18 protein-coding genes are annotated in these 20606 nt (G+C 71.4%); 13 read left to right on the top strand and 5 right to left on the bottom strand.

Features of this window, described 5'->3' with window-relative positions; translation table 11 throughout:
• Nucleotides 1-76: 76 nt before the first annotated feature.
• Together OG866_RS22390 and OG866_RS22385 are read right to left on the bottom strand one after the other, a co-directional pair.
• A complete protein-coding gene (locus OG866_RS22390) occupies nucleotides 77-619 on the bottom strand; it encodes a hypothetical protein (protein WP_329337222.1) in 543 nt (180 codons plus the stop codon).
• 57 nt (nucleotides 620-676) lie between these two features.
• Complete coding sequence (locus OG866_RS22385) at nucleotides 677-1342, bottom strand: bifunctional DNA primase/polymerase (protein WP_329337220.1); 666 nt, start codon at nucleotides 1340-1342, stop codon at nucleotides 677-679.
• Between the two features lie 492 nt (nucleotides 1343-1834).
• Between OG866_RS22385 and OG866_RS22380 the strand changes: the two genes are divergently transcribed.
• The 4 genes from OG866_RS22380 to OG866_RS22365 all read left to right on the top strand — a co-directional run bounded on the left by OG866_RS22380 (nucleotide 1835) and on the right by OG866_RS22365 (nucleotide 7781).
• Entirely contained in the window at nucleotides 1835-3346 is a 1512-nt protein-coding gene (locus OG866_RS22380) for a PP2C family protein-serine/threonine phosphatase (RefSeq protein WP_329337218.1), read from the top strand.
• Nucleotides 3347-3456: 110 nt separating this feature from the next.
• Nucleotides 3457-4917, top strand: coding sequence for an aminopeptidase P family protein (locus OG866_RS22375; protein WP_329337216.1), 1461 nt, complete (start codon nucleotides 3457-3459; stop codon nucleotides 4915-4917).
• Nucleotides 4918-5029: 112 nt separating this feature from the next.
• The gene (pdxR, locus tag OG866_RS22370; protein ID WP_329337214.1) at nucleotides 5030-6406 is read left to right on the top strand and encodes a MocR-like pyridoxine biosynthesis transcription factor PdxR; all 1377 of its coding nucleotides are present in this window, start codon (nucleotides 5030-5032) and stop codon (nucleotides 6404-6406) included.
• A 130-nt stretch (nucleotides 6407-6536) separates the two neighbouring features.
• Nucleotides 6537-7781 carry an MFS transporter gene (locus OG866_RS22365; protein ID WP_329337212.1) on the top strand — a complete coding sequence of 415 codons (1245 nt, stop codon included), beginning with the start codon at nucleotides 6537-6539 and terminating at the stop codon, nucleotides 7779-7781.
• Nucleotides 7782-7902: 121 nt separating this feature from the next.
• On the opposite strand, the gene OG866_RS22360 is transcribed toward OG866_RS22365, so the two are convergent.
• The 3 genes from OG866_RS22360 to OG866_RS22350 all read right to left on the bottom strand — a co-directional run bounded on the left by OG866_RS22360 (nucleotide 7903) and on the right by OG866_RS22350 (nucleotide 10293).
• Nucleotides 7903-8742 carry a triphosphoribosyl-dephospho-CoA synthase gene (locus tag OG866_RS22360; protein ID WP_329337210.1) on the bottom strand — a complete coding sequence of 280 codons (840 nt, stop codon included), beginning with the start codon at nucleotides 8740-8742 and terminating at the stop codon, nucleotides 7903-7905.
• Between the two features lie 9 nt (nucleotides 8743-8751).
• Entirely contained in the window at nucleotides 8752-9699 is a 948-nt protein-coding gene (locus tag OG866_RS22355) for an intradiol ring-cleavage dioxygenase (protein WP_329337208.1), read from the bottom strand.
• Between the two features lie 144 nt (nucleotides 9700-9843).
• Nucleotides 9844-10293, bottom strand: a complete 450-nt coding sequence (locus tag OG866_RS22350; protein WP_329337206.1) for an ATP-binding protein — start codon at nucleotides 10291-10293, stop codon at nucleotides 9844-9846.
• A 232-nt stretch (nucleotides 10294-10525) separates the two neighbouring features.
• Here OG866_RS22350 and OG866_RS22345 point away from each other — a divergent pair, with 232 nt between their 5' ends.
• The 9 genes from OG866_RS22345 (at nucleotide 10526) to OG866_RS22305 (ending at nucleotide 20530) form a co-directional block, all read left to right on the top strand.
• Entirely contained in the window at nucleotides 10526-11341 is an 816-nt protein-coding gene (locus OG866_RS22345) for a hypothetical protein (protein ID WP_329337204.1), read from the top strand.
• Nucleotides 11342-11488: 147 nt separating this feature from the next.
• Complete coding sequence (locus OG866_RS22340; RefSeq protein ID WP_329337202.1) at nucleotides 11489-12241, top strand: YcnI family copper-binding membrane protein; 753 nt, start codon at nucleotides 11489-11491, stop codon at nucleotides 12239-12241.
• A 92-nt stretch (nucleotides 12242-12333) separates the two neighbouring features.
• Complete coding sequence (locus tag OG866_RS22335) at nucleotides 12334-12987, top strand: SCO family protein (protein WP_329337200.1); 654 nt, start codon at nucleotides 12334-12336, stop codon at nucleotides 12985-12987.
• The gene (locus OG866_RS22330; RefSeq protein WP_329337198.1) at nucleotides 12984-13451 is read left to right on the top strand and encodes a copper chaperone PCu(A)C; all 468 of its coding nucleotides are present in this window, start codon (nucleotides 12984-12986) and stop codon (nucleotides 13449-13451) included. The genes OG866_RS22335 and OG866_RS22330 overlap by 4 nt, the downstream gene beginning before the upstream one ends.
• 13 nt (nucleotides 13452-13464) lie before the next feature.
• Entirely contained in the window at nucleotides 13465-15471 is a 2007-nt protein-coding gene (locus tag OG866_RS22325) for a copper resistance CopC/CopD family protein (RefSeq protein ID WP_329337196.1), read from the top strand.
• A 7-nt stretch (nucleotides 15472-15478) separates the two neighbouring features.
• Nucleotides 15479-16777: an iron uptake transporter deferrochelatase/peroxidase subunit gene (efeB, locus tag OG866_RS22320; RefSeq protein ID WP_329337194.1), complete on the top strand. Its 1299-nt coding sequence runs from the start codon at nucleotides 15479-15481 to the stop codon at nucleotides 16775-16777.
• Between the two features lie 148 nt (nucleotides 16778-16925).
• Complete coding sequence (pheA, locus tag OG866_RS22315) at nucleotides 16926-17858, top strand: prephenate dehydratase (protein WP_329337193.1); 933 nt, start codon at nucleotides 16926-16928, stop codon at nucleotides 17856-17858.
• Nucleotides 17859-18431: 573 nt separating this feature from the next.
• The gene (gene serS / locus OG866_RS22310; protein ID WP_329337192.1) at nucleotides 18432-19709 is read left to right on the top strand and encodes a serine--tRNA ligase; all 1278 of its coding nucleotides are present in this window, start codon (nucleotides 18432-18434) and stop codon (nucleotides 19707-19709) included.
• On the top strand, nucleotides 19706-20530 hold the full coding sequence (locus tag OG866_RS22305; protein ID WP_329337190.1) for an HAD family hydrolase: 825 nt from the start codon (nucleotides 19706-19708) through the stop codon (nucleotides 20528-20530). The genes serS and OG866_RS22305 overlap by 4 nt, the downstream gene beginning before the upstream one ends.
• The last annotated feature ends 76 nt before the right edge of the window (nucleotides 20531-20606 follow it).

Here is a 20606-nt window from a genome sequence, read left to right as displayed (position 1 = left end):
GGTTGCTGGTGCATCCCCCGTCGCCAGCAACCGGGTCTTTGTCTGCCCGCCTCCGTTCACGGACCGTCGAGGCACGTCAACTGCCGTCAGGCGCCGACGAGTTGCTTCCGGATCGCAGCAGCAGCGGCCCGCTCCCCGCCTCCCCGGCGAACTCCGCGACCGCCGTGTAGGCGTCCGGTCCGCCCCGGCTGCGCTCCCGGGGCGTCTCACAGGTCCCCGGTTCGTCCCCCGCGCCCACGGCACAGCGAATCTGCACGCTCCGGTCGTCCGGGCCCATGAGGCTCAGCACGGAGTCCAGCGCGCCGCCGGTGACATTGCGGTAGTAGGTCCGCGCCCAGGTCTCCTCGCCCTGCGTCAGCACACAGGTCTGCGCCTCGATGCCGTCCGCGGAGGTGAGTTCGGGCCCGCAGCGCGCGGCGGTGGCCAGTCCCAGGCCCAGCAGCAGGGGGGAACGGGAGGGCGCGGCGGACTGCGCCTTGTCATCAGAAGACCGTTCCTGCCCGGACGGCCGTACGGCTGCACGGACGTCGTCTCCCACCTGCCCCGCGGACGCCACGGCCAGCGGCAGCGCGACCGCGCATGCCACGACGCCCGAGAGGGCGAGGAGACGAAGGTTCATGAAAGGGGACGATAACGACCGGGCGCGCACGGCTGGTTCCGCGCGCGCCCGACACCCTTACAACTCGGGCGCGCTCACACCCGTACGAGTGAGGGCGTCGACCACCGCGTCGACCACGGCCTCGACGTCGGGCACCCACGGGGAGGCCGAACCGGGCAGCGGGGCGCGCTCCCAGCGGATGGCGCCGTGGCCCGTCTCGGACGGGGGCAGGGCGAGGTAGCCGCCCTCGCCGTGGAACCGCAGCGAGCCGGGGACGAAGTCCTTGGCGTACAGCAGTTCGCCCAACTGTTCCATGGAGTACGGCTTGACGAGGATCGCCCAGCGGTGGTGCGAGGCGATCACCGGGCCCAGGCGCATGCCCTGGCGGTCGAGGGCGGTGAGCGCCCGGGAGGCCGCGAGGGCCGGCAGGGAGACCGCACAAGGGGCGGGCCCACCGGTGGCCAGGACGATCGGGGCGGCGGGCCGGTTGGTCCACCACCAGCGCACCATGCGCTCGTCGGTCGTGGCCGCGAGAAGGCCGGGATCGAAGGGGTGCGCCCCGGGCACCGTGCACTCGGGGTCGGGGCAGGAGCACCGGGCCCGGCCCTGCGGGTCCGGGGCCGCACCCGGGAGTACGGGCCACTGCCATTCCGTCGCGAAGGTCAGGGCCGCGCTGATCAACTCAGGCCCCCCGTCGTTCCGCTTGGACAGGAGCCTGCGTGCCTTTCCGAGGATCTCGCGCATGAGCGCTCGTTCCTTTCCGTTGCACCGCTGGCAACACCGTGGGCCACATCACACCATGTGTCGATCACTGCACTGTGCGTACCTGTTGGCGCATCACACCCCTGTCCGAGACAAGGGGAACCCCTATGGGCCGAACGTCGGCTGCGTCTGCGGCAGCCGGGCCCACACTGCATCTATCAAAAGCATGGGCGTGGCGTGGGGGTGGCGAAGTCTGGCGTTTGCCGTCCCGCGTGTATCTCTTCGCCTCCGCCACGGGAGGATGGGGCTCGGTCGTCGGTGGCTAAGACGCCCGGGTCCGTCACCAGGTTCCGGGTGGTTGTCAACCACCCCTGGTCTTCTCCGAGTACGTACCCATCACGACCGCTGTGACGCTCTGTGGAGCAAGGCCAGTCGACCGCAATAAGGCGTTACCTGAGTCAGTTTCAAGCCAACTTCGCTTTTCGGCAAGGGGTGCACCGGTGACCCACGGACACCAGGAATCCCGGCAGGACAATGCTGGACATCCCCTCACGAGTGCGTGTACATGTGGAGACACTGCTAGCGGCGCAGAATGACATGGGGGTTTGCGATGCTTTTGAGCAATACGCACCGGTCGGAAAGCCGGACGCCATGAACGCCCCTCACCCTCCGAAAGTGGCCGGAATCGATTCAACGGTTCCCTCGCCCGCACACACTGTCGCGCCCGCGCCCGTAGCCCCGGACACCTCACCGGCCTCTCCACCGGGCGCCCCGGGAGCCCTGCTCCAGGACCGGCTCGCCGGCTGGGTCTCCGACCTCACGACCCTCCATGAGCTCACGGAACGGCTGGCCCGCACGGACACACTCGCGGACGCCCTGACCGAACTGCTGCGCGCCGGAGCCGCCCTGGTGGGCGCCCGGCGCGGTCTCGTCGTCCTGGAACCCGGCGACGGACTCGGCCCCGACACCACCATCGGCCTGGGCCTCGCCCGAGCCGACCTCGGTCACATCGAGACGGTGCCGCGCAGCGTCATGTCGTACGGCCGCATCCTGGAGGGACTGCCCGACGGCGACGGCGAGATCGCCGAACCGGACCTCTTCGCCGAGGACGGCCTCGACCCCCGCCACCGCGAGGTCGCCGCCCGCCTCGGCTACGCCGCGAGCTACGCGCTGCCCCTGTCGTCGGACGCGGCAGGCCGGCTGGGCGCCGCCGTATGGCTCTACGACGAACCGGCCGAGCCCTCCGAGCGCCAGCGCCACCTCGTCGGCCTGTACGCCCGCTACGCCACCGAGCACCTGGCCCGCGTCGTCGAGGTCGAGCGCACGCGCGCGTGCATGGCGACGATGGCCGAGGAGCTGCTGCCGTCCCGCCTCCCCCGCGTCGCCGGTGTCCAGCTCGCCGCCCGGCACCGCACCGGCCCGCGCGGCGGCGGCGACTGGTACGACGCACTGCCGCTGCCCGACGCGGCCCTCGGCCTGGCCGTCGGCTCGGTGACCGGCTCGGGCCCCAGCGCGGTCGCCGCGATGGGCCGGCTCAGAGCGTCGCTGCGGGCGTACGCCGTCATGGAGGGCGAGGACCCGGTCGCGGTCCTGTCCGACCTGGAGCTGCTGCTGCGCCTGACCGAGCCCGCCCGCTCCGCCACCGCCCTGTTCGCCTACTGCGAGCCCGCACTGCGCAAGATCACGCTGGCCGGTGCCGGGCACTGCCCGCCGCTGCTGGTCGGTGCGCGGCGCACGGAGTTCGTGGAGACGTCCGTGTCGGCGCCGCTCGGCATGCTCGCCTGCTGGGAGGCGCCGAGCGTGGAGCTGGTGGCCGAACCCGGAGAGACGGTTCTGCTCTACACCGACGGGCTGCTGCACCGCACCGGCGACGCCACCGACCGCGCCTTCGCCCGGCTGCACGCGGCCGCCGCCGGAGTACCCAAGGCGCTGCGGCACGACCCGGACGCGATCACCGATCACGTGCTGCGCACCGTGCTGCCGGACGGGCTGGACGGGGCGGACTCCGACGAGGACGTCGTGCTGCTCGCCGCCCGTTTCGAGTAGCGCCCCGTGTAACGCCGGACAGCGGCGTGTAACAGGCCTTCCGGCCCTGGGCCCCCTTCCGTACGACCGTACGATGGAGAAGGTCCAGTGCCGTATCGAGGAGGATGACCGTGGCCGACGAGCTCACCCCGGAGACCCCGGAGACTGAGTCGGAAGAGCCCATCAAGCAGCGGAAGAACGGCCTGTACCCGGGCGTCTCCGACGAGCTCGCCGAGAACATGAAGTCCGGCTGGGCCGACACCGAGCTGCACGACCTGGAGCCGATCGCCCAGGCCGCCGAGACCGCGGCCCGCCGTGCGGCGCTCTCCGCGCGTTTCCCGGGCGAGCGGCTGGTGATCCCCGCCGGCAACCTGAAGACGCGCTCCAACGACACCGAGTACGCCTTCCGGGCCTCCGTGGAGTACGCGTACCTCACCGGAAACCAGACCGAGGACGGCGTCCTCGTCCTGGAGCCGGCCGGAGACGGTCACAAGGCGACGATCTACCTGCTGCCGCGGTCCGACCGCGAGAACGGCGAGTTCTGGCTCTCCGGCCAGGGCGAGCTGTGGGTGGGCCGCCGGCACTCCCTGACCGAGGCGGAGAAGCTGTACGGCATCCCCGCCTCCGACGTCCGCGAACTGCCCGACGCGCTGCGCGAGGCTACCGGCCCGGTGCGGGTCGTACGGGGCTTCGACGCCGGCATCGAGGCCGCGCTGACCGACAAGGTCACCGCCGAGCGGGACGAGGAGCTGCGGGTCTTCCTCTCGGAGGCGCGGCTGGTCAAGGACGACTTCGAGATCGGTGAGCTGCAAAAGGCCGTCGACTCGACCGCGCGCGGCTTCGAGGACGTCGTGAAGGTCCTCGACAAGGCCGAGGCGACGAGCGAGCGCTACATCGAGGGCACCTTCTTCCTCCGCGCGCGCGTCGAGGGCAACGACATCGGCTACGGCTCCATCTGCGCCGCCGGTCCGCACGCCTGCACCCTGCACTGGGTGCGCAACGACGGGCCGGTGCGCTCCGGTGATCTGCTGCTGCTGGACGCGGGCGTCGAGACGCACACGTACTACACCGCCGACGTCACGCGCACGCTGCCGATCAACGGCCGCTTCAGCGAGATCCAGAAGAAGATCTACGACGCCGTGTACGACGCCCAGGAGGCCGGTATCGCGGCCGTGCAGCCGGGCGCCAAGTACCGGGACTTCCATGACGCCGCGCAGCGGGTGCTGACCGAGCGGCTCGTCGAGTGGGGGCTTGTCGAGGGGCCCGTCGAGCGGGTGCTGGAACTCGGCCTCCAGCGGCGCTGGACGCTGCACGGGACCGGGCACATGCTCGGCATGGACGTCCACGACTGCGCCGCCGCGCGCGTGGAGTCGTATGTCGACGGCACCCTGGAGCCGGGGATGGTCCTGACCGTCGAGCCCGGGCTGTACTTCCAGGCCGACGATCTGACCGTGCCCGAGGAGTACCGGGGTATCGGGGTGCGGATCGAGGACGACATTCTGGTGACCCCGGAAGGCAACCGGAACATGTCTGATGGGCTGCCTCGGCGGTCCGACGAGGTCGAGAGCTGGATGGCTTCGCTGAAGGGCTGACGTTTTGATGAGGGCCGGGTACCAGTGGGGTGCCCGGCCCTCTTTGCGGGCTGCGGGTCTGTGGGGGCTGGTCGCGCAGTTCCCCGCGCCCCTAAAAGACCAGGGGGTTGCAGTGGACCTGCATGTTGAGCTGATCGCTGCTGAAGGGCGGCGGTCCGGCCTGGAGCGGGCTCTTCGGGATGCCGTGCGTGTGGGGCGGCTCGCCCCTGGGGCTCGGTTGCCTGCTACTCGGCGGCTTGCTGAGGAGCTGGGGGTTTCCCGGGGGACTGTCAAAGCGGCCTATGACCAGCTTGTCGCCGAGGGGTATCTGACCGCTCGGCAAGGGGCCGGTACGCAGGTGGCCTCGCTGCCCGCTGTCCCTGCCGAGGTGCCGTCCGTCGCCTCACGCGCGCGTGCGCCTCGGTTCGATCTGCGGCCGGGGAGTCCGGATGTCGGGGCCTTTCCCGCGGCGGCCTGGTTGCGGGCGTTGCGGCGGGCGATCGCCACGGCGCCCTCTCTGGCGTACGACTACGGCGATCCGCGCGGGCGGATCGAGCTGCGGACCGCGTTGTCGGGGTATCTGGGGCGGGCGCGCGGGGTCGTCGCGCCGCCGGAGCGGATCGTGATCACCTCGGGGTACGTGCAGGGGCTCGCGCTTCTCACGCGCGTGCTGGACGGCGGCGAGATCGCCATGGAGGATCCCGGGCTGGCCTTCCACCGGGAGGTGGTGCGCAGGGGTGGCGGTCGGGTCGTACCGGTGCGGGTGGACGAGAAGGGTGCCTGTGCGGGGGAGTTGGGGGACGCGCGGGCGGTCGTGCTGACGCCGGCGCACCAGTATCCGACCGGGGTGACGCTCGATCCCTCGCGGCGGCGGGCGGTCACCGACTGGGCACGCGCGCGGGGCGGGCTGATCGTCGAGGACGACTACGACGGGGAGTTCCGGTACGACCGGCAGCCCGTCGGGGCGCTCCAGGGCATGGCGCCCGGGCACGTGGTCTATCTGGGCACGGCGTCGAAGACCCTGGGGCCCGCGCTGCGGCTCGGGTGGATGGTGCTGCCGCCGCACCTGGTCGACGCGGTCGCCGACGCCAAACTGCACAGCGATCACCACACCGAGACCATCGGGCAGTTGGCGCTCGCCGAGCTCATCGACAGCCATGCCTACGACCGTCATGTGCGGGCCTGCCGGCTGCGGTACCGGCGGCGCCGGGACCAGTTGGTGCACCGGCTGGGGAGGGGGCGGGCGGTGCGCGGGATCGCGGCCGGGCTGCATGCGCTGGTGGAGGTCGCCGACGAGAAGGAGACGCTTGCGCGGGCCGAGGCGGCGGGGCTCGCGGTGGGACGGCTGGGCGACCACTGGCACACGCCGGACGACGCAGACGGGCGGGCGCAGGGGCTGGTCGTGGGGTACGGAACGCCTCGGGAGCGGGCCTATCCGGAGGCGCTGGAGGTACTGGGGCGGGTCCTCGACGGAGGGGACGGGGGAGCGGACTACGGGGAAGCGGACTGAGGGGCCATGGCGAGGACGGATCGGGCCAGGGAGACGGCTGACGGGGGCCACGGTGGGGACCGATTGGGTCAGGGAGAGGGGCGGTGATTGGTCCTGTTCGTCGGTCCAGTCGGCTTCTAACGTCGGTCGTATGACGAACTCGCTCGTCCCGCCCCGGGGGCCGCAACGCGTCCTCGCCCTCGCCCAGTTGACCAACGCCGTCGGTGACGGTGCCTTCCTCGTGACGTCGGCGCTCTACTTCACGTACGTCGTCGGCCTCGACCCCGCGCGCGTGGGGCTCGGGCTGACCCTCGCGTGGGCCCTCGGCGCGGTGGCGGGGGTGCCGCTGGGGCGGCTGGCGGACCGGCACGGGGCGCGTGGGACGGCGGTACTGCTGGCGGTGGTGGCCGGGGGCGCGGTGGCGGCGTTTCTGTTCGTACGCGGGTTCGTGCCGTTCGTCCTGGCCGCGTGTGTCTACGCCGCCGCGCAGTCGGGGTTGGCGGCGGCCCGGCAGACGCTGCTGGCGGGGCTGGTGCCCGCCGGGGAGCGGACCGGGCTGCTGGCGCACCTTCAGTCGGCGTTCAACGCCGGTCTGGCGGTGGGTGCGGGGCTGGGCGGGCTGGCGTTGCAGGCCGGGACGCGGGCGGCGTATCTCGGGGTGTTCGCGGTGGACGTGCTGAGCTTCGTGGTGTGTGCGGGGGTGCTGCTGCGGCTGCCTTCGCCGGCGCGGGTGCCGCCGCCTCGTGCCGGTACACGGAAACGTCACGGCCTGACCGTCGTGCGCGACCGGCGCTATGTCGTCGTCACGCTCCTCAACACCGTCCTGCTGCTGCGGATGCCGCTGCTCAGCCTCGCGCTGCCGCTGTGGATCGCGGAGCGGACCGACGCGCCGGCCTGGCTGGTCTCCGTGCTGTTCGTGCTGAACACCGGGGCCGTGATGCTGTTCCAGGTGCGCATGGCGCGCGGGGTCACGGGGCTCGTGCCGGCCACGCGCGCGGTGCGGCGGTCGGGGTGGGTGATGCTGGCCGCGTGCGCGGTGTTCGCGCTGTCGGCGGGCGGCTCGGCGTGGGTGGCCGCCGGGGCGCTGGTCGCCGGGGCGGTGCTTCAGGTGATCGCGGAGATGGGGCAGTCCGCCGGGTCCTGGCAGCTGTCCTTCGAGCTGGCGCCGGCCAACCGGGTCGGCGAGTACCAGGGCTTCTTCGGCACCGGCGTGACGGTGGCGAGGACGCTGGGCCCGCTCGTGCTGACGACGCTGCTGCTCGGGTGGGGCACGGCCGGGTGGCTGCTGCTGGGAGGGGCGACGCTCGTGGCGTCGTACGCCATGGGCCCGGCGGTACGCCGCAAGGTCGCCGTCGCCCAGCCGGAGGCGGGCCCGCAGCCGGTGCTCGTGAACTGACGCCGCACGGAAGTCCGCCCGCAGCCAAGGCCCGTGAACAGACAGCCGCACAGACGTCCGCCCGCAGCCAAGGCCCGTGAACAGACAGCCGCCCGGAGCGGGTCCGGGCGGCCGGTCGGCGTCAGGCCGCCCTGGCCGGTGAACCGGCGCGTACCGGAAGGGAGTCCAGGAACAGCGCACCCGCCAGCAGCCCCGCGCTGCCGCGCGGGCTCCACGCGCGCGTGTGCAGGTCCTCGTCGAAGGCGGCGAGGGCCGTCGCGCCCGCCGCCGTGGACGTGCCGCCCGCTTCCAGGACGCCGCGGGCGCCGGCCTGGACGTGGCGCAGGCCAAGTGGACCGGCGGTGTAGAGGAGTTCGGTGTCCTGGAGGGTGGACATCACGGTGAGCAGGGCGTCCAGGCGGGCCTGCGCCTCCGTGGCACCCGCTGTGCGGGCGGCGGCCAGCGCGTCCAACGCCCGCCGTACGTGCGGGAATCCGGCGCGGGCCTCACCACGCGCCCCGGCGGCACCGTACTTCGCCGACACCGACGATCCGCGTGACGGACGCCGCGGGGCCCGTTTGTCGGGGTGCCGGGCGATGCCCTTGGCGGTCGCGGCGACGTCCCAGCCCCTCCCCCCGGGGTTCAGGGCGGCCGCGGCGACCAGCAGGCCGAGAGCCCACAGGGCGCCCCGGTGGCCGCCGCCCGCGAGGCCCACCGAGTGCTCGGTGCAGCGGCCGATCGCGCCGAGTTCGCCGCGGAGCCCGGGAGTCGGCTCGCCGGTGCGGCGGGCGGCGGCGGCCATGGCCGCGAGGCCGGGTACGAGCGCCTTCGCCGACCAGCGCAGGGCGCTGTGGTCCAGGCGGGTGGTCCGTGCGTCCAGGTCGCGCGGATCGGGCAGCCCGGGCTTGGGAGCCAGGGCCAGCTGCCCGGTCAGCGCGGTGACGGCGGCATGCGCCAGCGCTTCGTCCTCGCGGCTGCTCATGGCCGTACCTTACGAGGACGCCGAGGCCGAGGCAGTGGCACTTTCGGACGGAGCGTCGGACGGGGGTTCGCCGGTCGGCGCGCCGCTCGGGGGCGTGCCGCCGCCTCCGCCGCCGCTGCCCGCGCCGGTGCTCTCGGCGTCGGGGTCGATGCCGAGGGTGAGGAAGCCCTTGTAGCCCTTGGACGGGTCCTTCTTGTGCACGGCCTTCAGGGTCAGCAGGCCGCTGGAGGCGCCGCCGCCGTCGTACACCATGTCGTTGTCGAGGGTGGTGTAGCTGCCGGAGTGCTTCGAGTACGGCTCCAGGGTGAAGATCTCCTGGGCGATGTCGTCGTCGAAGAAGAACTGGCCGGTGTAGTTGACCTTGCCGCCCTCGTAGGTACCGTCCTCCTTCTCGCCGCCGGTGTGGACCTTGACGTGGATGTGGCAGGTGCGCGGGGTGTACCAACCCGGGAAGATCGTCTCGAACCTGACCACCCCGTTGCCGTTGGCGATCTGGTAACCGCGCAGGTAGGTGGCGTCGTCGGCGGTCGAGCCGTCCTCGCTCTCGGCGGGGGCCGAGCCACCGGGGTTGGCGGTGGTGTAGCCGGAGTAGTAGCCCCAGGCGTCGCAGTGCCAGATCTCCACGGCCGCGCCGGGGACCGGGGTGCAGCCGTCGGTGGCGTCGACGACGGTCAGGCGCAGGGTGAGCGGGACGCCGCTCTTGCCCTCGGTGATGTCCTTCCGCACCAGGGCGCCGTCGAGGTAGTAGGGGCCTTCGGTGACGCTCGTCATGAGCGTCATGCACTCGCCGCCGGTGCTCGTGGCCGACGCGGTGGCGGTCGCGTCGGCGCTGGTCCCGGTGTCGGCGGAGGCCGACTGGTAGCCGGCGACGGCGAGGCCGCCCGCCGCGATCGTGCCGCCCGTCACGGCGATGGCGCGCCGCCGGGTGATCGTCTTGTCCTTGTGGTTTCCCGTCATGATCAGGAAGTTAGGGACGGTGTCCGTCAGCGGGATCGGAAGGCGCTGAGAGCTGCCTGTGAATGCTGAGGAAGCGGAAACTCCGCACGCGCGAACCGCGTTGAACCGCGTGGCGCGCGCTGGGGGAAGCTGGGGGAAGCGGCCCTACACCGCCATGAGCGGAGCGTCCTTCTTCCACTTGAGGATCTTGTCGAAGCTCACCACCGCGCCGCCCCGGCCCGGCTTGTTGCCGATGTGGACGTGGTCGGCGAGTTCCTGGATCAGACACAGCCCGCGGCCGTTCTCCGCCTCGCTGGGCACGCGGCGCGCCGCCGGGGAGGTGCGGGTGAAACCGGGGCCGGAGTCGGCGACCTCGATCCGGCACTTCTCGCCGTCCAGATAGGCCGTGACGCGGTACGCCTCCGAGGTGCCGCCGTGCCCGGTGTCCCCGCCGTGCTCGACGGCGTTCGCACAGGCCTCGCTGAGCGCGACGGAGAGGTCGTAGGAGATGTCGGGGTCGACGCCCGCGGTCTCCATGGTGCCGAGCAGCAGCCGCCGGGCGAGCGGAACGCTCGCAGCCTCGCGCCGCAGATGGAGTGACCACCAGATGCTCATGCTCCAGCCTCCCGGCCGCGGCTCGACATACCGTTACCTATTGCCGCCCTTGCCCGGGTGTAAGCACACTGTTGACGTGACGCCGCCCATATGGGGGATGCGTAGGGGGCGTTGAATGGGGTATGTGAGGCCGGTTCGCCGCAGAACGTGATCTTCCGGTCGTAGGCCTCGTACGTCATCTTGTGGACCTGCCGTATGGCCGCCGTAAGGCCAGTGCGATGATGAGCCCGCCATGACTGCCCCCCACCCCCCTACGGCGCGCACCGGAACCGGACTCCGGGTCCTGCGGGCCGCGGTGTTCGCCGCGGTCTGCGTCGTGCTGGCCGCGGGCGGGCACACGCTCGCCTCCTGCGCCACGGTTCCGCTGTGGACCCTGGGCGCGGGCTTCCTCGGGGTGGTCGCGGTCGTGGCACCGCTCGCCGGACGCACCCGGTCGCTGCCGGGCATCGCCGCACTGCTCACGACCGGACAGGTCGTGCTGCACGCGCTGTTCGGCCTCGGACAGCACACCACCGCCACCCAGTCGTCGATGGCCTCCATGACCACCGTGAGCGACGCCTCGCTGGTCGAGCAGGCCGCGCGGCTGGTCTGCGGGACCACCGCGGCGGTGATCAGCCCCGCCCAGGCGGCCCGGATCCTGACCGAGGCCCGCCTTCATCCGGCCATGCACACGCACATGAACATGTCCGGGGGCGCCACCTCGGACGGTTCCTCCGTCTCGCTGCTGCCGTCCCTGCCGATGCTGCTCGGACACGTCCTCGCCGCCCTGGCCGCCGGCTGGCTGCTGCGCCACGGCGACCTGGCCCTGCTGCGACTGACCGAACTGTCGGCGCACGGCATCGCCGAAGGGGCACTCGTACGGTCCCTGCGCGGGGCGCTCGCCCTCGTGCGCGCCCTGCGGGCCGGGCTCCCCGGCGCACCGCTGACCGGCCCCGCACTGCCGCGCACCGCACTGCTCGCGCCGTCCAACCCCCGCACCACCGCACTCCAGCACACGGTGATCAGGCGCGGCCCACCGGCCGCCGACGCTCTCGTCCTCGCCGCCTGACACGACGCGCGCCACTTCCCGGGAAGGGGAGGCCGCCGTCGTGCGGCCCACGTACGCGTGCCCGTGTCCGACACCCGACGGCACCTCCACGCGCGCGTACCCCTCTTCATCACCGGAATCACCTCTCGAAGTGGAGTGCCCCCTTTCATGAAGACCTCTCGTGTCGCCGCCGTCGGCGCCCTCACCGCCTCGGCCGTCGTCGTCCTGTCCTCCCCCGCGTTCGCCCACGTCAGCGTGCAGCCCGAGGGCACCGCGGCCAAGGGCGGCTACGCGGTCATCGACTTCAAGGTGCCGAACGAGCGCGACAAGGCCTCGACCACCAAGCTCGAGGTCACCTTCCCCACCGACCACCCGCTCGCCTCCGCCATGCCGGAGCCGATCGACGGCTGGGACGTCAAGGTCACCAAGGCCACGCTCGACAAGCCCATCGAGATGCACGGCGAGAAGATCGACCAGGCCGTCTCCAAGATCACCTGGACCGCCACCGGCAAGGGCGTCCAGCCGGGCTTCTTCCAGAAGTTCCCGGTCTCCGTCGGCGCCCTCCCCGAGGACGCCGACGACCTGACCTTCAAGGCGATCCAGACGTACTCCAACAAGGAGGTCGTCCGCTGGATCGAGGTCCAGCAGAACGGCCAGGAGGAGCCGGAGAACCCGGCGCCCGTCCTGACGCTGTCCGAGGCCACCGAGGACGGCCACTCCCACGGCTCGACGGACGCCGAGGAGACCTCCGACGACGCCAAGTCGGCCGAGAGCACCGCCGCCGACACCGCCGCTCCCGCCGACAGCAGTGACACCACCGCCCGCGTCCTCGGCGTCGTCGGCATCGTCGTCGGCGCCCTGGGCGTCGCCTACGGCGTGCTCGCCGGCCGCCGCCGCACCAGCCCGGGCACCGACGCCTGAGTCCGACCGTCCGCGCGTCGCACCGGGGGTGGCACCACCGCCCGTACCGCCCCCGGTGCACGCCGGAGCCCTCACATCTGGGACATTTCTCTATGCGCAAGAAGACGTTCGCCGCGGCCGCGCTGCTCGCCGCCGCCTCCCTGACCCTGACCGCCTGCGGCAGCGGTGACGACACCGGCTCACCCGTCTCCGTGGTCTCCGAGGACTCCGCCGCCGCGAAGGCCGCCATCGTCCTCGACAAGCCCTTCGAGAAGCCGGACCTCGTCCTCACCGACACCGACGGCAAGAAGTACGACCTCCGCGAGCAGACCAAGGGCCGCCCCACGCTGATCTACTTCGGCTACACCAACTGCCCCGACGTCTGCCCCACGACGATGAGCAACATCGCCGTCGCCAAGAGCAAGCTGCCCAAGGCCCAGCAGGACGAGCTGCGGATCGTCTTCGTCACCACCGACCCCGACCGGGACACCCCGAAGGCCCTCGGTAAGTGGCTCAAGGGCATCGACTCCCAGGTCGTCGGCCTCACCGGCGACTTCGCCACCATCCAGGCCGGCGCCCGCACCCTCGGCATCACCATCGAGGCACCGCACAAGGACAAGAACGGCAAGATCGTCTCGACCCACGGCACCCAGGTCGTCGCCTTCTCCCCGAAGACCGACGGCGGATACGTCCTCTACACCGAGGAAGCCACCGTCGACGACTACATCAAGGACCTCCCCAAGCTCGTCAAGGGAGAGACCCCGTGAGGCGGACGGCCCTCCTCGGCGCCGGCCTGACCGGGATCCTGCTGCTCACCGGCTGCGGCTCCTCCGGCTCCTCCGCCTCCTCCGACGACGGCAAGGCCCAACTGTCCGTCGCCGGCGCCTACATGCCGCAGCCGGTCTCCGACACGATGGCCGCCGGCTTCCTGACCGTCACCAACAAGGGCGGTACGAAGGCCGAACTGACGTCCGTGACCAGCGACCTCGGCGAGGTCACCATGCACGAGACCGTCGACTCCGCCATGCAGCAGGCCGACCGCCTCGACGTACCCGCCCACGGTCAACTCGTGTTCAAAAGCGGCGGCACCCATCTCATGTTCGAGAAGCTGAAGCACCAGCCGAAGCAGGGCCAGACCGTCTCCGTCGAACTGCACTTCGCCGACTCCGACCCGGTCACCGTCGAGATGCCGGTGAAGTCCGCGACGTACACCCCCAAGACCGGGCACTGAGGGAGGGACCACCTTGACGCAGACCATCGCCCCCCGCGTGCGGGTCCTCGTACTGCTGCTCCTCGCGGCCACCGGACTGCTCTTCGCCGGCGCCGGACCGGCCTCCGCGCACGCCGCGCTGACCGGCAGCGACCCCCAGCAGGGGACGGTGGTCGCCAAGGCCCCGGACCAGGTCTCGCTCACCTTCTCCGAGAAGGTCGCGATGTCCGACGGCTCGCTCCGGGTCCTCGACCCCAAGGGCAAACGCGTCGACGAGGGCAAGCCGGCCAACGTCAGCGGCACCACCTACGCCGTCCAACTGCACAGCGGCCTGCCCGACGGCACATACACCGTCACCTACCAGGTCGTCTCCGAGGACAGCCACCCCGTCGCCGGGGCCTACACCTTCTCCATCGGCGCCCCCTCCCGGACCAGCGTCTCGGTCTCCGACCAGACCGCCGGAGGCGGAGTCGTCGGCTGGCTCTACGGGTTCGGCCGCTACGTCTCCTACGCCGGCTTCATCGTCATGGTCGGCGGCGCCGCCTTCGTCCTCGCCTGCTGGCAGCGCGGCTCCGGCGTACGGGCCGTACAGCGACTCGTCGTCTCCGGATGGCTCGCGCTCGCCGCGGCCACCCTTCTGCTGCTGCTCCTGCGCGGCTCCTACACCGGCACCGGCTCCTTCGGCGACGTCTTCGACCTGAGCCTGCTCGGCCAGGTCCTCCAGACCAAGACCGGCGCCGCGCTCGTCTCCCGACTGCTGCTGCTCAGTGCGGCCGCGCTGTTCATCGCCGTGCTCTTCGGGGCCTACGACAAACGCGAGGACGAGGAGAAACGCGACCTGACCTTCGGGCTCGCGATCGGCGGCACCGTGGTCGCCGCCGGACTCGCCGCGAGCTGGGCCATGGCCGAACACGCCTCCACCGGCCTCCAGACGGGCATCGCGATGCCCGTCGACGTGCTCCACCTGCTGGCCGTCGCCGCCTGGCTGGGCGGCCTGTGCGCCCTTCTCGTGGCGCTGTACCGCGCGGACACTCCCATCGAACGCTCCGCCGTACGCCGCTTCTCCACCCTCGCCTTCACCTCCGTCGTCACACTCGTCGCGACCGGCATCTACCAGTCGTGGAGACAGCTCGGCTCCTGGTCCGCCTTCACCGCCACCACGTACGGTCAGCTGCTGCTCGTCAAGATCGGGCTCGTGGCGCTCCTCGTCGGTATCGCCTGGATCTCACGGCGCTGGACGGCACGCCTCGCAAACACCGGGGCGGTGGCGACCGCGGAGACCGAAGAGACGGAAGAGACGGACGCGGACGCGGACGCGGAAGGGGCTGACGTACAGACGACCGACGCGGAAAGGGCTGACGTACAGAAGGCTCCCGTACAGGAGGCCCCCGTACAGGAGGCTCTCGTACGGGAGAAGGAGCACGTCGGTGCCGGCGCGGCCGGTGCCGACTCCGGGCGGGCCGCCCAGCTCGCCCGGCAGCGGGCCGCCGTCGACACCGCCCGGCGCAAGCGGCAGCGGGACGCCAACCCCGACCGGTTCGGACTGCGCCGCTCGGTGCTCACCGAGGCCGGCGTCGCCGTCGTCCTGCTCGCCGTCACCACCGTGCTGACCCAGACCGAGCCCGGGCGCACCGAGGAGGAGGCCAAGGCCGCCACGTCCTCGTCCGCTTCCTCCTCGTCGTCCTCCGCGGACACGTCCTCCGCGGTCACCCTGGACATCCCCTTCGACACCGGAGGCGAGGACGGCAAGGGCATCGCCCGGGTCGACCTCAACCCCGCGCGGGTCGGCGCCAACGAGATGCACGTCTATGTGGAGCGCCCCAACGGCCGCGCCTTCGACGTGCCCGAAGTGAAGGTCTCCTTCACCCTCGAGGCCAAGAACATCGGACCGCTGCCCGTCACCCCCGACCGCATCACCACCGGCCACTGGACCGCCAGCGGTGTGCAGCTCCCCATGGCGGGCGACTGGAAGGTCGCCGTGACCGTGCGGACCTCCGACATCGACCAGACCACCGTCTCCAAGAACGCGCAGATCGGCTGAACCACCCATGGCTGACCAGTCCATCCCGGAGGCCCGGGCTGCCGAGAGGGCAGTTAATGACGGCGTTTCGGAAAGCGCCCTCCCCAAGGAGGGCCTTTCGCGGCGCCGGCTGCTGGGCACCACCGGTGCCACCGGGCTCGTGCTCGGCGCGGCCGGCGGAGCCGTGGGGTACGCCGCACGGCCCGCCGAGGCCACCCCGCTCACCTCACTCGGCGCCGAGGAGGTGATGTTTCACGGGAAACATCAGCCCGGCATCCTCCAGGGCCTCCAGGCCCGCGGCCACCTCGTCGCCTTCGACCTGGCGGCCGGCGCGGGCCGCAAGGGCGCGGCCGCACTGCTGCGCCGCTGGTCGGAGACGGCCCGGCGGCTGATGGCGGGCGAGGCGACGGCGTCCGACGACACGGATGTCGCCCGTGACGCCGGCCCGTCCGCGCTGACCATCACCTTCGGCTTCGGGCACAGCTTCTTCGCGCGGACCGGACTGGAGAAACAGCGGCCGGTCGCCCTCGACCCGCTGCCCGCCTTCTCCTCCGACCAGCTCGACAAGGCGCGCAGCAACGGCGACCTGTGGGTGCAGATCGGCGCCGACGACGCCCTGGTCGCTTTCCACGCCCTGCGCGCGATCCAGAAGGACGCGGGCGGCGCGGCGAAGATCCGCTGGCAGATGAACGGCTTCAACCGCTCGCCGGGCGCCACCGCCCACACCATGACGGCACGCAACCTGATGGGCCAGATCGACGGCACCCGCAATCCGAAGCCGACGGAATCGGACTTCGACCGGCGGATCTTCGTCCCGTCGTCCGGCTCGACCGACCCCGCGTGGATGGCGAACGGCTCCTACGCCGTCGTACGCCGTATCCGGATGCTCCTCGACGACTGGGAGCAGCTCACGGTGAAGGCGCAGGAGCAGGTCATCGGGCGGCGCAAGGCGAACGGGGCACCGCTGACCGGCGGCTCCGAGACGACCGCGATGGACCTGGAGAAGACCGACGCCAAGGGCGACCTGGTGGTCCCCCTCAACGCCCACGCCCGGATCACCCGGCCCGACCAGAACGGGGGCGCGGCGATGCTCCGCCGCCCCTGGTCCTTCCACGACGGCATCGCCACGGACGGCACCCCGGACGCGGGCCTGCTCTTCGTCTGCTGGCAGGCCGACCCGCTGCGCGGCTTCGTCCCCGTCCAGCGCAAGCTCGACCGCGGCGACGCGCTGTCGAAGTACATCCGCCACGAGTCCAGCGGCCTGTTCGCGGTGCCGGGCGGGGCGGCGGAAGGGGAGTACGTGGGGCAGGGGCTGCTGGAGGGGTGAGCGGACGGCGGGGGGCTGGGGGGCTGGGGGGCTGGGGGGCTGGGGCTCGCCAACGCGCGGGGCCGCGTTCCGTCACGGCGATTCACTCAGCGGAGGGGCCGTGGTGGAACGAGTGCCCGGGGTTCGCAAGGCCCATTAGGGTGAGGTCATGCCAGCGAGCTATGCGTATCTCGGTCCCGAGGGCACCTTCACCGAAGCCGCTCTGCGCAGGCTTCCGGAGGCGGCCACGCGGGAGCTGATCCCGTACGTGTCCGTGCAGTCCGCGCTGGACGCGGTGCGGGCCGGTGAGGCCGAGGCCGCGTTCGTGCCGATCGAGAACTCCGTCGAGGGCGGCATCACCACCACCCTCGACGAGCTGGTCGCGGGCGCCCCGCTGATGATCTACCGCGAGGTGCTGCTGTCGATCACCTTCGCGCTGCTGGTCCGGCCCGGCACCAAGCTCTCGGAGATCAAGACCGTCTCCGCGCACCCCGCGGCCCAGCCGCAGGTCCGCAACTGGCTGAAGAAGAACCTCCCGGACGCCCACTGGGAGTCCGCCGCCTCCAACGCGGACGCCGCCCGGCTGGTCCAGGAGGGCCAGTACGACGCCGCCTTCGCCGGAGAGTTCGCCGCGGCCCTGTACGGCCTGGAGGCCCTGGAGACCGGCATCCACGACGCCGAGAACGCCCAGACCCGCTTCGTACTGGTCGGCCGACCCGCCCGGCCCGCCGCACCGACCGGCGCCGACAAGACCTCCGTCGTGCTGTGGCAGCGCGACGACCACCCCGGCGGCCTGCGCGACCTGCTCGGCGAGTTCGCCACCCGCGGCATCAACCTGATGCTGCTCCAGTCCCGGCCCACCGGCGCCGGCATCGGCAACTACTGCTTCTGCATCGACGCCGAGGGCCACATCTCCGACCGCAGGGTCGCCGAGGCCCTCATGGGGCTCAAGCGGATCTGCCTGGAGATCCGGTACCTCGGCTCGTACCCGCGTGCGGACGCGACCGAGGGCGGGGTGCGCCCGCCGCTGCGCGGAACCTCGGACGACGAGTTCGTGGCGGCATCGGACTGGGTGGCGCGCTGCCAGGACGGGCGTTTCTGACCGACGTCCCGCAGGCGTCTCGTAGGTTTCCAGCAGGTTTCCAGCCGCTCTTACCTGCATATTTTCGTTATCCACAGGTGTTATCCACAGGGTGCCATCTCGACCTGGGGACAAGTCGACACGGAACCACTACCTAGTCGACAAATCGCCCTACAGCACCCAACTTCGTCCACAGCCCCACAGGTCACCCTTCGTCCACCCGTTTCCATCGATCAATCCTTTGGGGCGACCCATTTCCACTCGAAAGTGGGCGTGAAGACGGTTTGGAACGGGAATTCTTCGCCCGTCACCCCCGGATCGGAATGATCAATTCCGAAGTCCACAGATCTTTCGCACAGCCTGTGGATAACTCATTCGGGGTGTGGATTCCTGTGGACAGAGCCGCCCTCAAATCCCGTTCCCCACAAGGAAATCCAGTCAACCAGGCACCCGGAACCTGCTTCGTTCCAGGGAGTGAGACACCTTTTATTGACACGGGCGAACACAGAGGGCAATTCCCCCATAACGGTACGTAAGGCGTAGTTCGGAATAGTGAGTCGTGGGCTCACATCCGGCACCGGTAGCCTTGAGCGCGTGATTGACCTTCGCCTGCTCCGTGAGGACCCCGACCGAGTGCGCGCGTCCCAGCGCGCCCGTGGAGAGGACGTCGCGCTCGTCGACTCTCTCCTGTCCGCCGACGAGCGGCGCAGGTCGTCCGGCGTCCGCTTCGACGAGCTGCGCTCCGAGCAGAAGTCGCTCGGCAAGCTCATTCCCAAGGCCACTCCGGAGGAGCGCGCCGAGCTGCTCCAGAAGGCGGAGCAGCTCAAGGCCGACGTCAAGGCGGCCGACGCCGAGCAGCACGAGGCCGACGAGGAGACCAAGCGCCTCGCCCTCCAGCTCGGCAACCTCGTCCACCCCGACGTGCCCGTCGGCGGCGAGGAGGACTTCGTCGTCCTGGAGACGCACGGCACCATCCGCGACTTCGGCGCCGAGGGCTTCGAGCCCAAGGACCACCTGGAGCTCGGCGAGGCGCTGGGCGCCATCGACGTCGAGCGCGGCGCGAAGGTCTCCGGCTCGCGCTTCTACTACCTGACCGGCGTCGGCGCGCTCCTGGAGCTCGCCCTCGTCAACGCGGCGATCGCCCAGGCCACCGAGGCCGGCTTCGTCCCGATGCTCACCCCCGCGCTGGTCCGCCCGCGCGCCATGGAGGGCACCGGCTTCCTCGGCCAGGCCGCGGAGAACGTGTACCACCTGGAGAAGGACGACTACTACCTGGTCGGCACCTCCGAGGTCCCGCTCGCCGCGTACCACATGGACGAGATCCTGGAGGCCGACCAGCTGCCGATGCGCTACGCCGGCTTCTCGCCGTGCTTCCGCCGCGAGGCCGGCACGTACGGCAAGGACACCCGCGGCATCTTCCGCGTGCACCAGTTCGACAAGGTCGAGATGTTCTCGTACGTCGCCCCCGAGGACGCCGAGAACGAGCACAAGCGGCTCCTGGACTGGGAGAAGCAGTGGCTGACCGGCCTGGAGCTGCCCTTCCAGGTCATCGACGTCGCCTCGGGCGACCTGGGCGCCTCCGCCTCCCGTAAGTACGACTGCGAGGCGTGGATCCCGACCCAGGGCAAGTACCGCGAGCTGACCTCGGCCTCCAACTGCGACAGCTTCCAGGCCCGCCGCCTCTCCGTCCGCATGCGCGACGGCAAGAAGGTGCAGCCGCTGGCGACGCTCAACGGCACGCTGTGCGCCGTACCGCGCACGATCGTGGCGATCCTGGAGAACCACCAGCAGGCCGACGGCTCCGTCCACGTGCCCGCGATGCTGCGCCCGTACCTGGGCGGCCGTGAGGTTCTGGAGCCGGTCTCCAAGTGAGCGACGCGCCTTCGACCCCGGCCGGGGGATTCCCTTACCGGCTGATCGCGACCGACCTCGACGGGACGCTCCTGCGCTCCGACGAGTCGGTCTCGGACCGCACCCGTGCCGCGCTCGCCGCGGCCACAGTGGCCGGTGCCGCGCACATCGTGGTGACCGGCCGCGCGGTCCCGTGGACCCGGCACATCCTCGACGACCTCGGCTACGAGGGCCTCGCGGTGTGCGGGCAGGGCGCGCAGGTGTACGACGCCGGCGCGCACCGGCTGCTGACGTCCGTGACGCTGGACCGGCAGCTGGCCGGGGTCGCGCTCGCGAAGATCGAGGCGGAGGTCGGTCCGCTGTATCTGGCCGCCAGCCGGGATGGGCTGGACGGGGAGGTGCTGGTGGGGCAGGGCTACGCGCTCACCGGCGAGCTGCCCGCCACCCCGTTCACGGACCCGGCCGATCTGTGGAGCGCGCCGCTGAACAAGATCTACATACAGCATCCGGAGCTGTCGGACGACGAGCTGGCGGAGGCCTCTCGGCAGGCGGCGGGCGGGTTCGTGAACGTCGCCATGGCGGGCGCGGGCATCGTGGAGCTGCTGCCGCTGGGGCTGTCGAAGGCGACGGGACTGTCGCTGGCGGCACGCCGGCTCGGTCTGAAGGCCGCGGACACGATCGCCTTCGGTGACATGCCCAACGACATCCCGATGTTCGGCTGGGCTGCTCGGGGCGTGGCGATGGCCAACGCCCATGAGGAACTCAAGGCGGTGGCCGACGAGGTGACCTCCTCCAACGAGGAGGACGGGATCGCCGTGGTGCTGGAGCGGTTGCTCGGTTAGGGCAGGTCGGTGGAGCGGGGCCCGTCGGTGAAGCGGCTGAAGGCGGATGAGCTCGCGGAAGGCGCGGAACTTCGGT

The sequence above is a fragment of the Streptomyces sp. NBC_00663 genome (assembly GCF_036226885.1).
GTDB lineage: Bacteria > Actinomycetota > Actinomycetes > Streptomycetales > Streptomycetaceae > Streptomyces.
Note: the sequence above shows the minus strand (reverse complement) of the source record. Positions and strands in the feature narration are given on the sequence as shown.

Excerpts from the sequence above, each read along its gene's own strand:
- OG866_RS22390 (WP_329337222.1), bottom strand. The coding sequence starts at position 619 with ATGAACCTTCGTCTCCTCGCCCTCTCGGGCGTCGTGGCATGCGCGGTC.
- OG866_RS22385 (WP_329337220.1), bottom strand. The coding sequence starts at position 1,342 with ATGCGCGAGATCCTCGGAAAGGCACGCAGGCTCCTGTCCAAGCGGAAC.
- OG866_RS22380 (WP_329337218.1), top strand. The coding sequence starts at position 1,835 with ATGCTGGACATCCCCTCACGAGTGCGTGTACATGTGGAGACACTGCTA.
- OG866_RS22365 (WP_329337212.1), top strand. The coding sequence starts at position 6,537 with ATGACGAACTCGCTCGTCCCGCCCCGGGGGCCGCAACGCGTCCTCGCC.
- OG866_RS22360 (WP_329337210.1), bottom strand. The coding sequence starts at position 8,742 with ATGAGCAGCCGCGAGGACGAAGCGCTGGCGCATGCCGCCGTCACCGCG.
- OG866_RS22355 (WP_329337208.1), bottom strand. The coding sequence starts at position 9,699 with ATGACGGGAAACCACAAGGACAAGACGATCACCCGGCGGCGCGCCATC.
- OG866_RS22350 (WP_329337206.1), bottom strand. The coding sequence starts at position 10,293 with ATGAGCATCTGGTGGTCACTCCATCTGCGGCGCGAGGCTGCGAGCGTT.
- OG866_RS22345 (WP_329337204.1), top strand. The coding sequence starts at position 10,526 with ATGACTGCCCCCCACCCCCCTACGGCGCGCACCGGAACCGGACTCCGG.
- OG866_RS22340 (WP_329337202.1), top strand. The coding sequence starts at position 11,489 with ATGAAGACCTCTCGTGTCGCCGCCGTCGGCGCCCTCACCGCCTCGGCC.
- OG866_RS22335 (WP_329337200.1), top strand. The coding sequence starts at position 12,334 with ATGCGCAAGAAGACGTTCGCCGCGGCCGCGCTGCTCGCCGCCGCCTCC.
- efeB (WP_329337194.1), top strand. The coding sequence starts at position 15,479 with ATGGCTGACCAGTCCATCCCGGAGGCCCGGGCTGCCGAGAGGGCAGTT.
- pheA (WP_329337193.1), top strand. The coding sequence starts at position 16,926 with ATGCCAGCGAGCTATGCGTATCTCGGTCCCGAGGGCACCTTCACCGAA.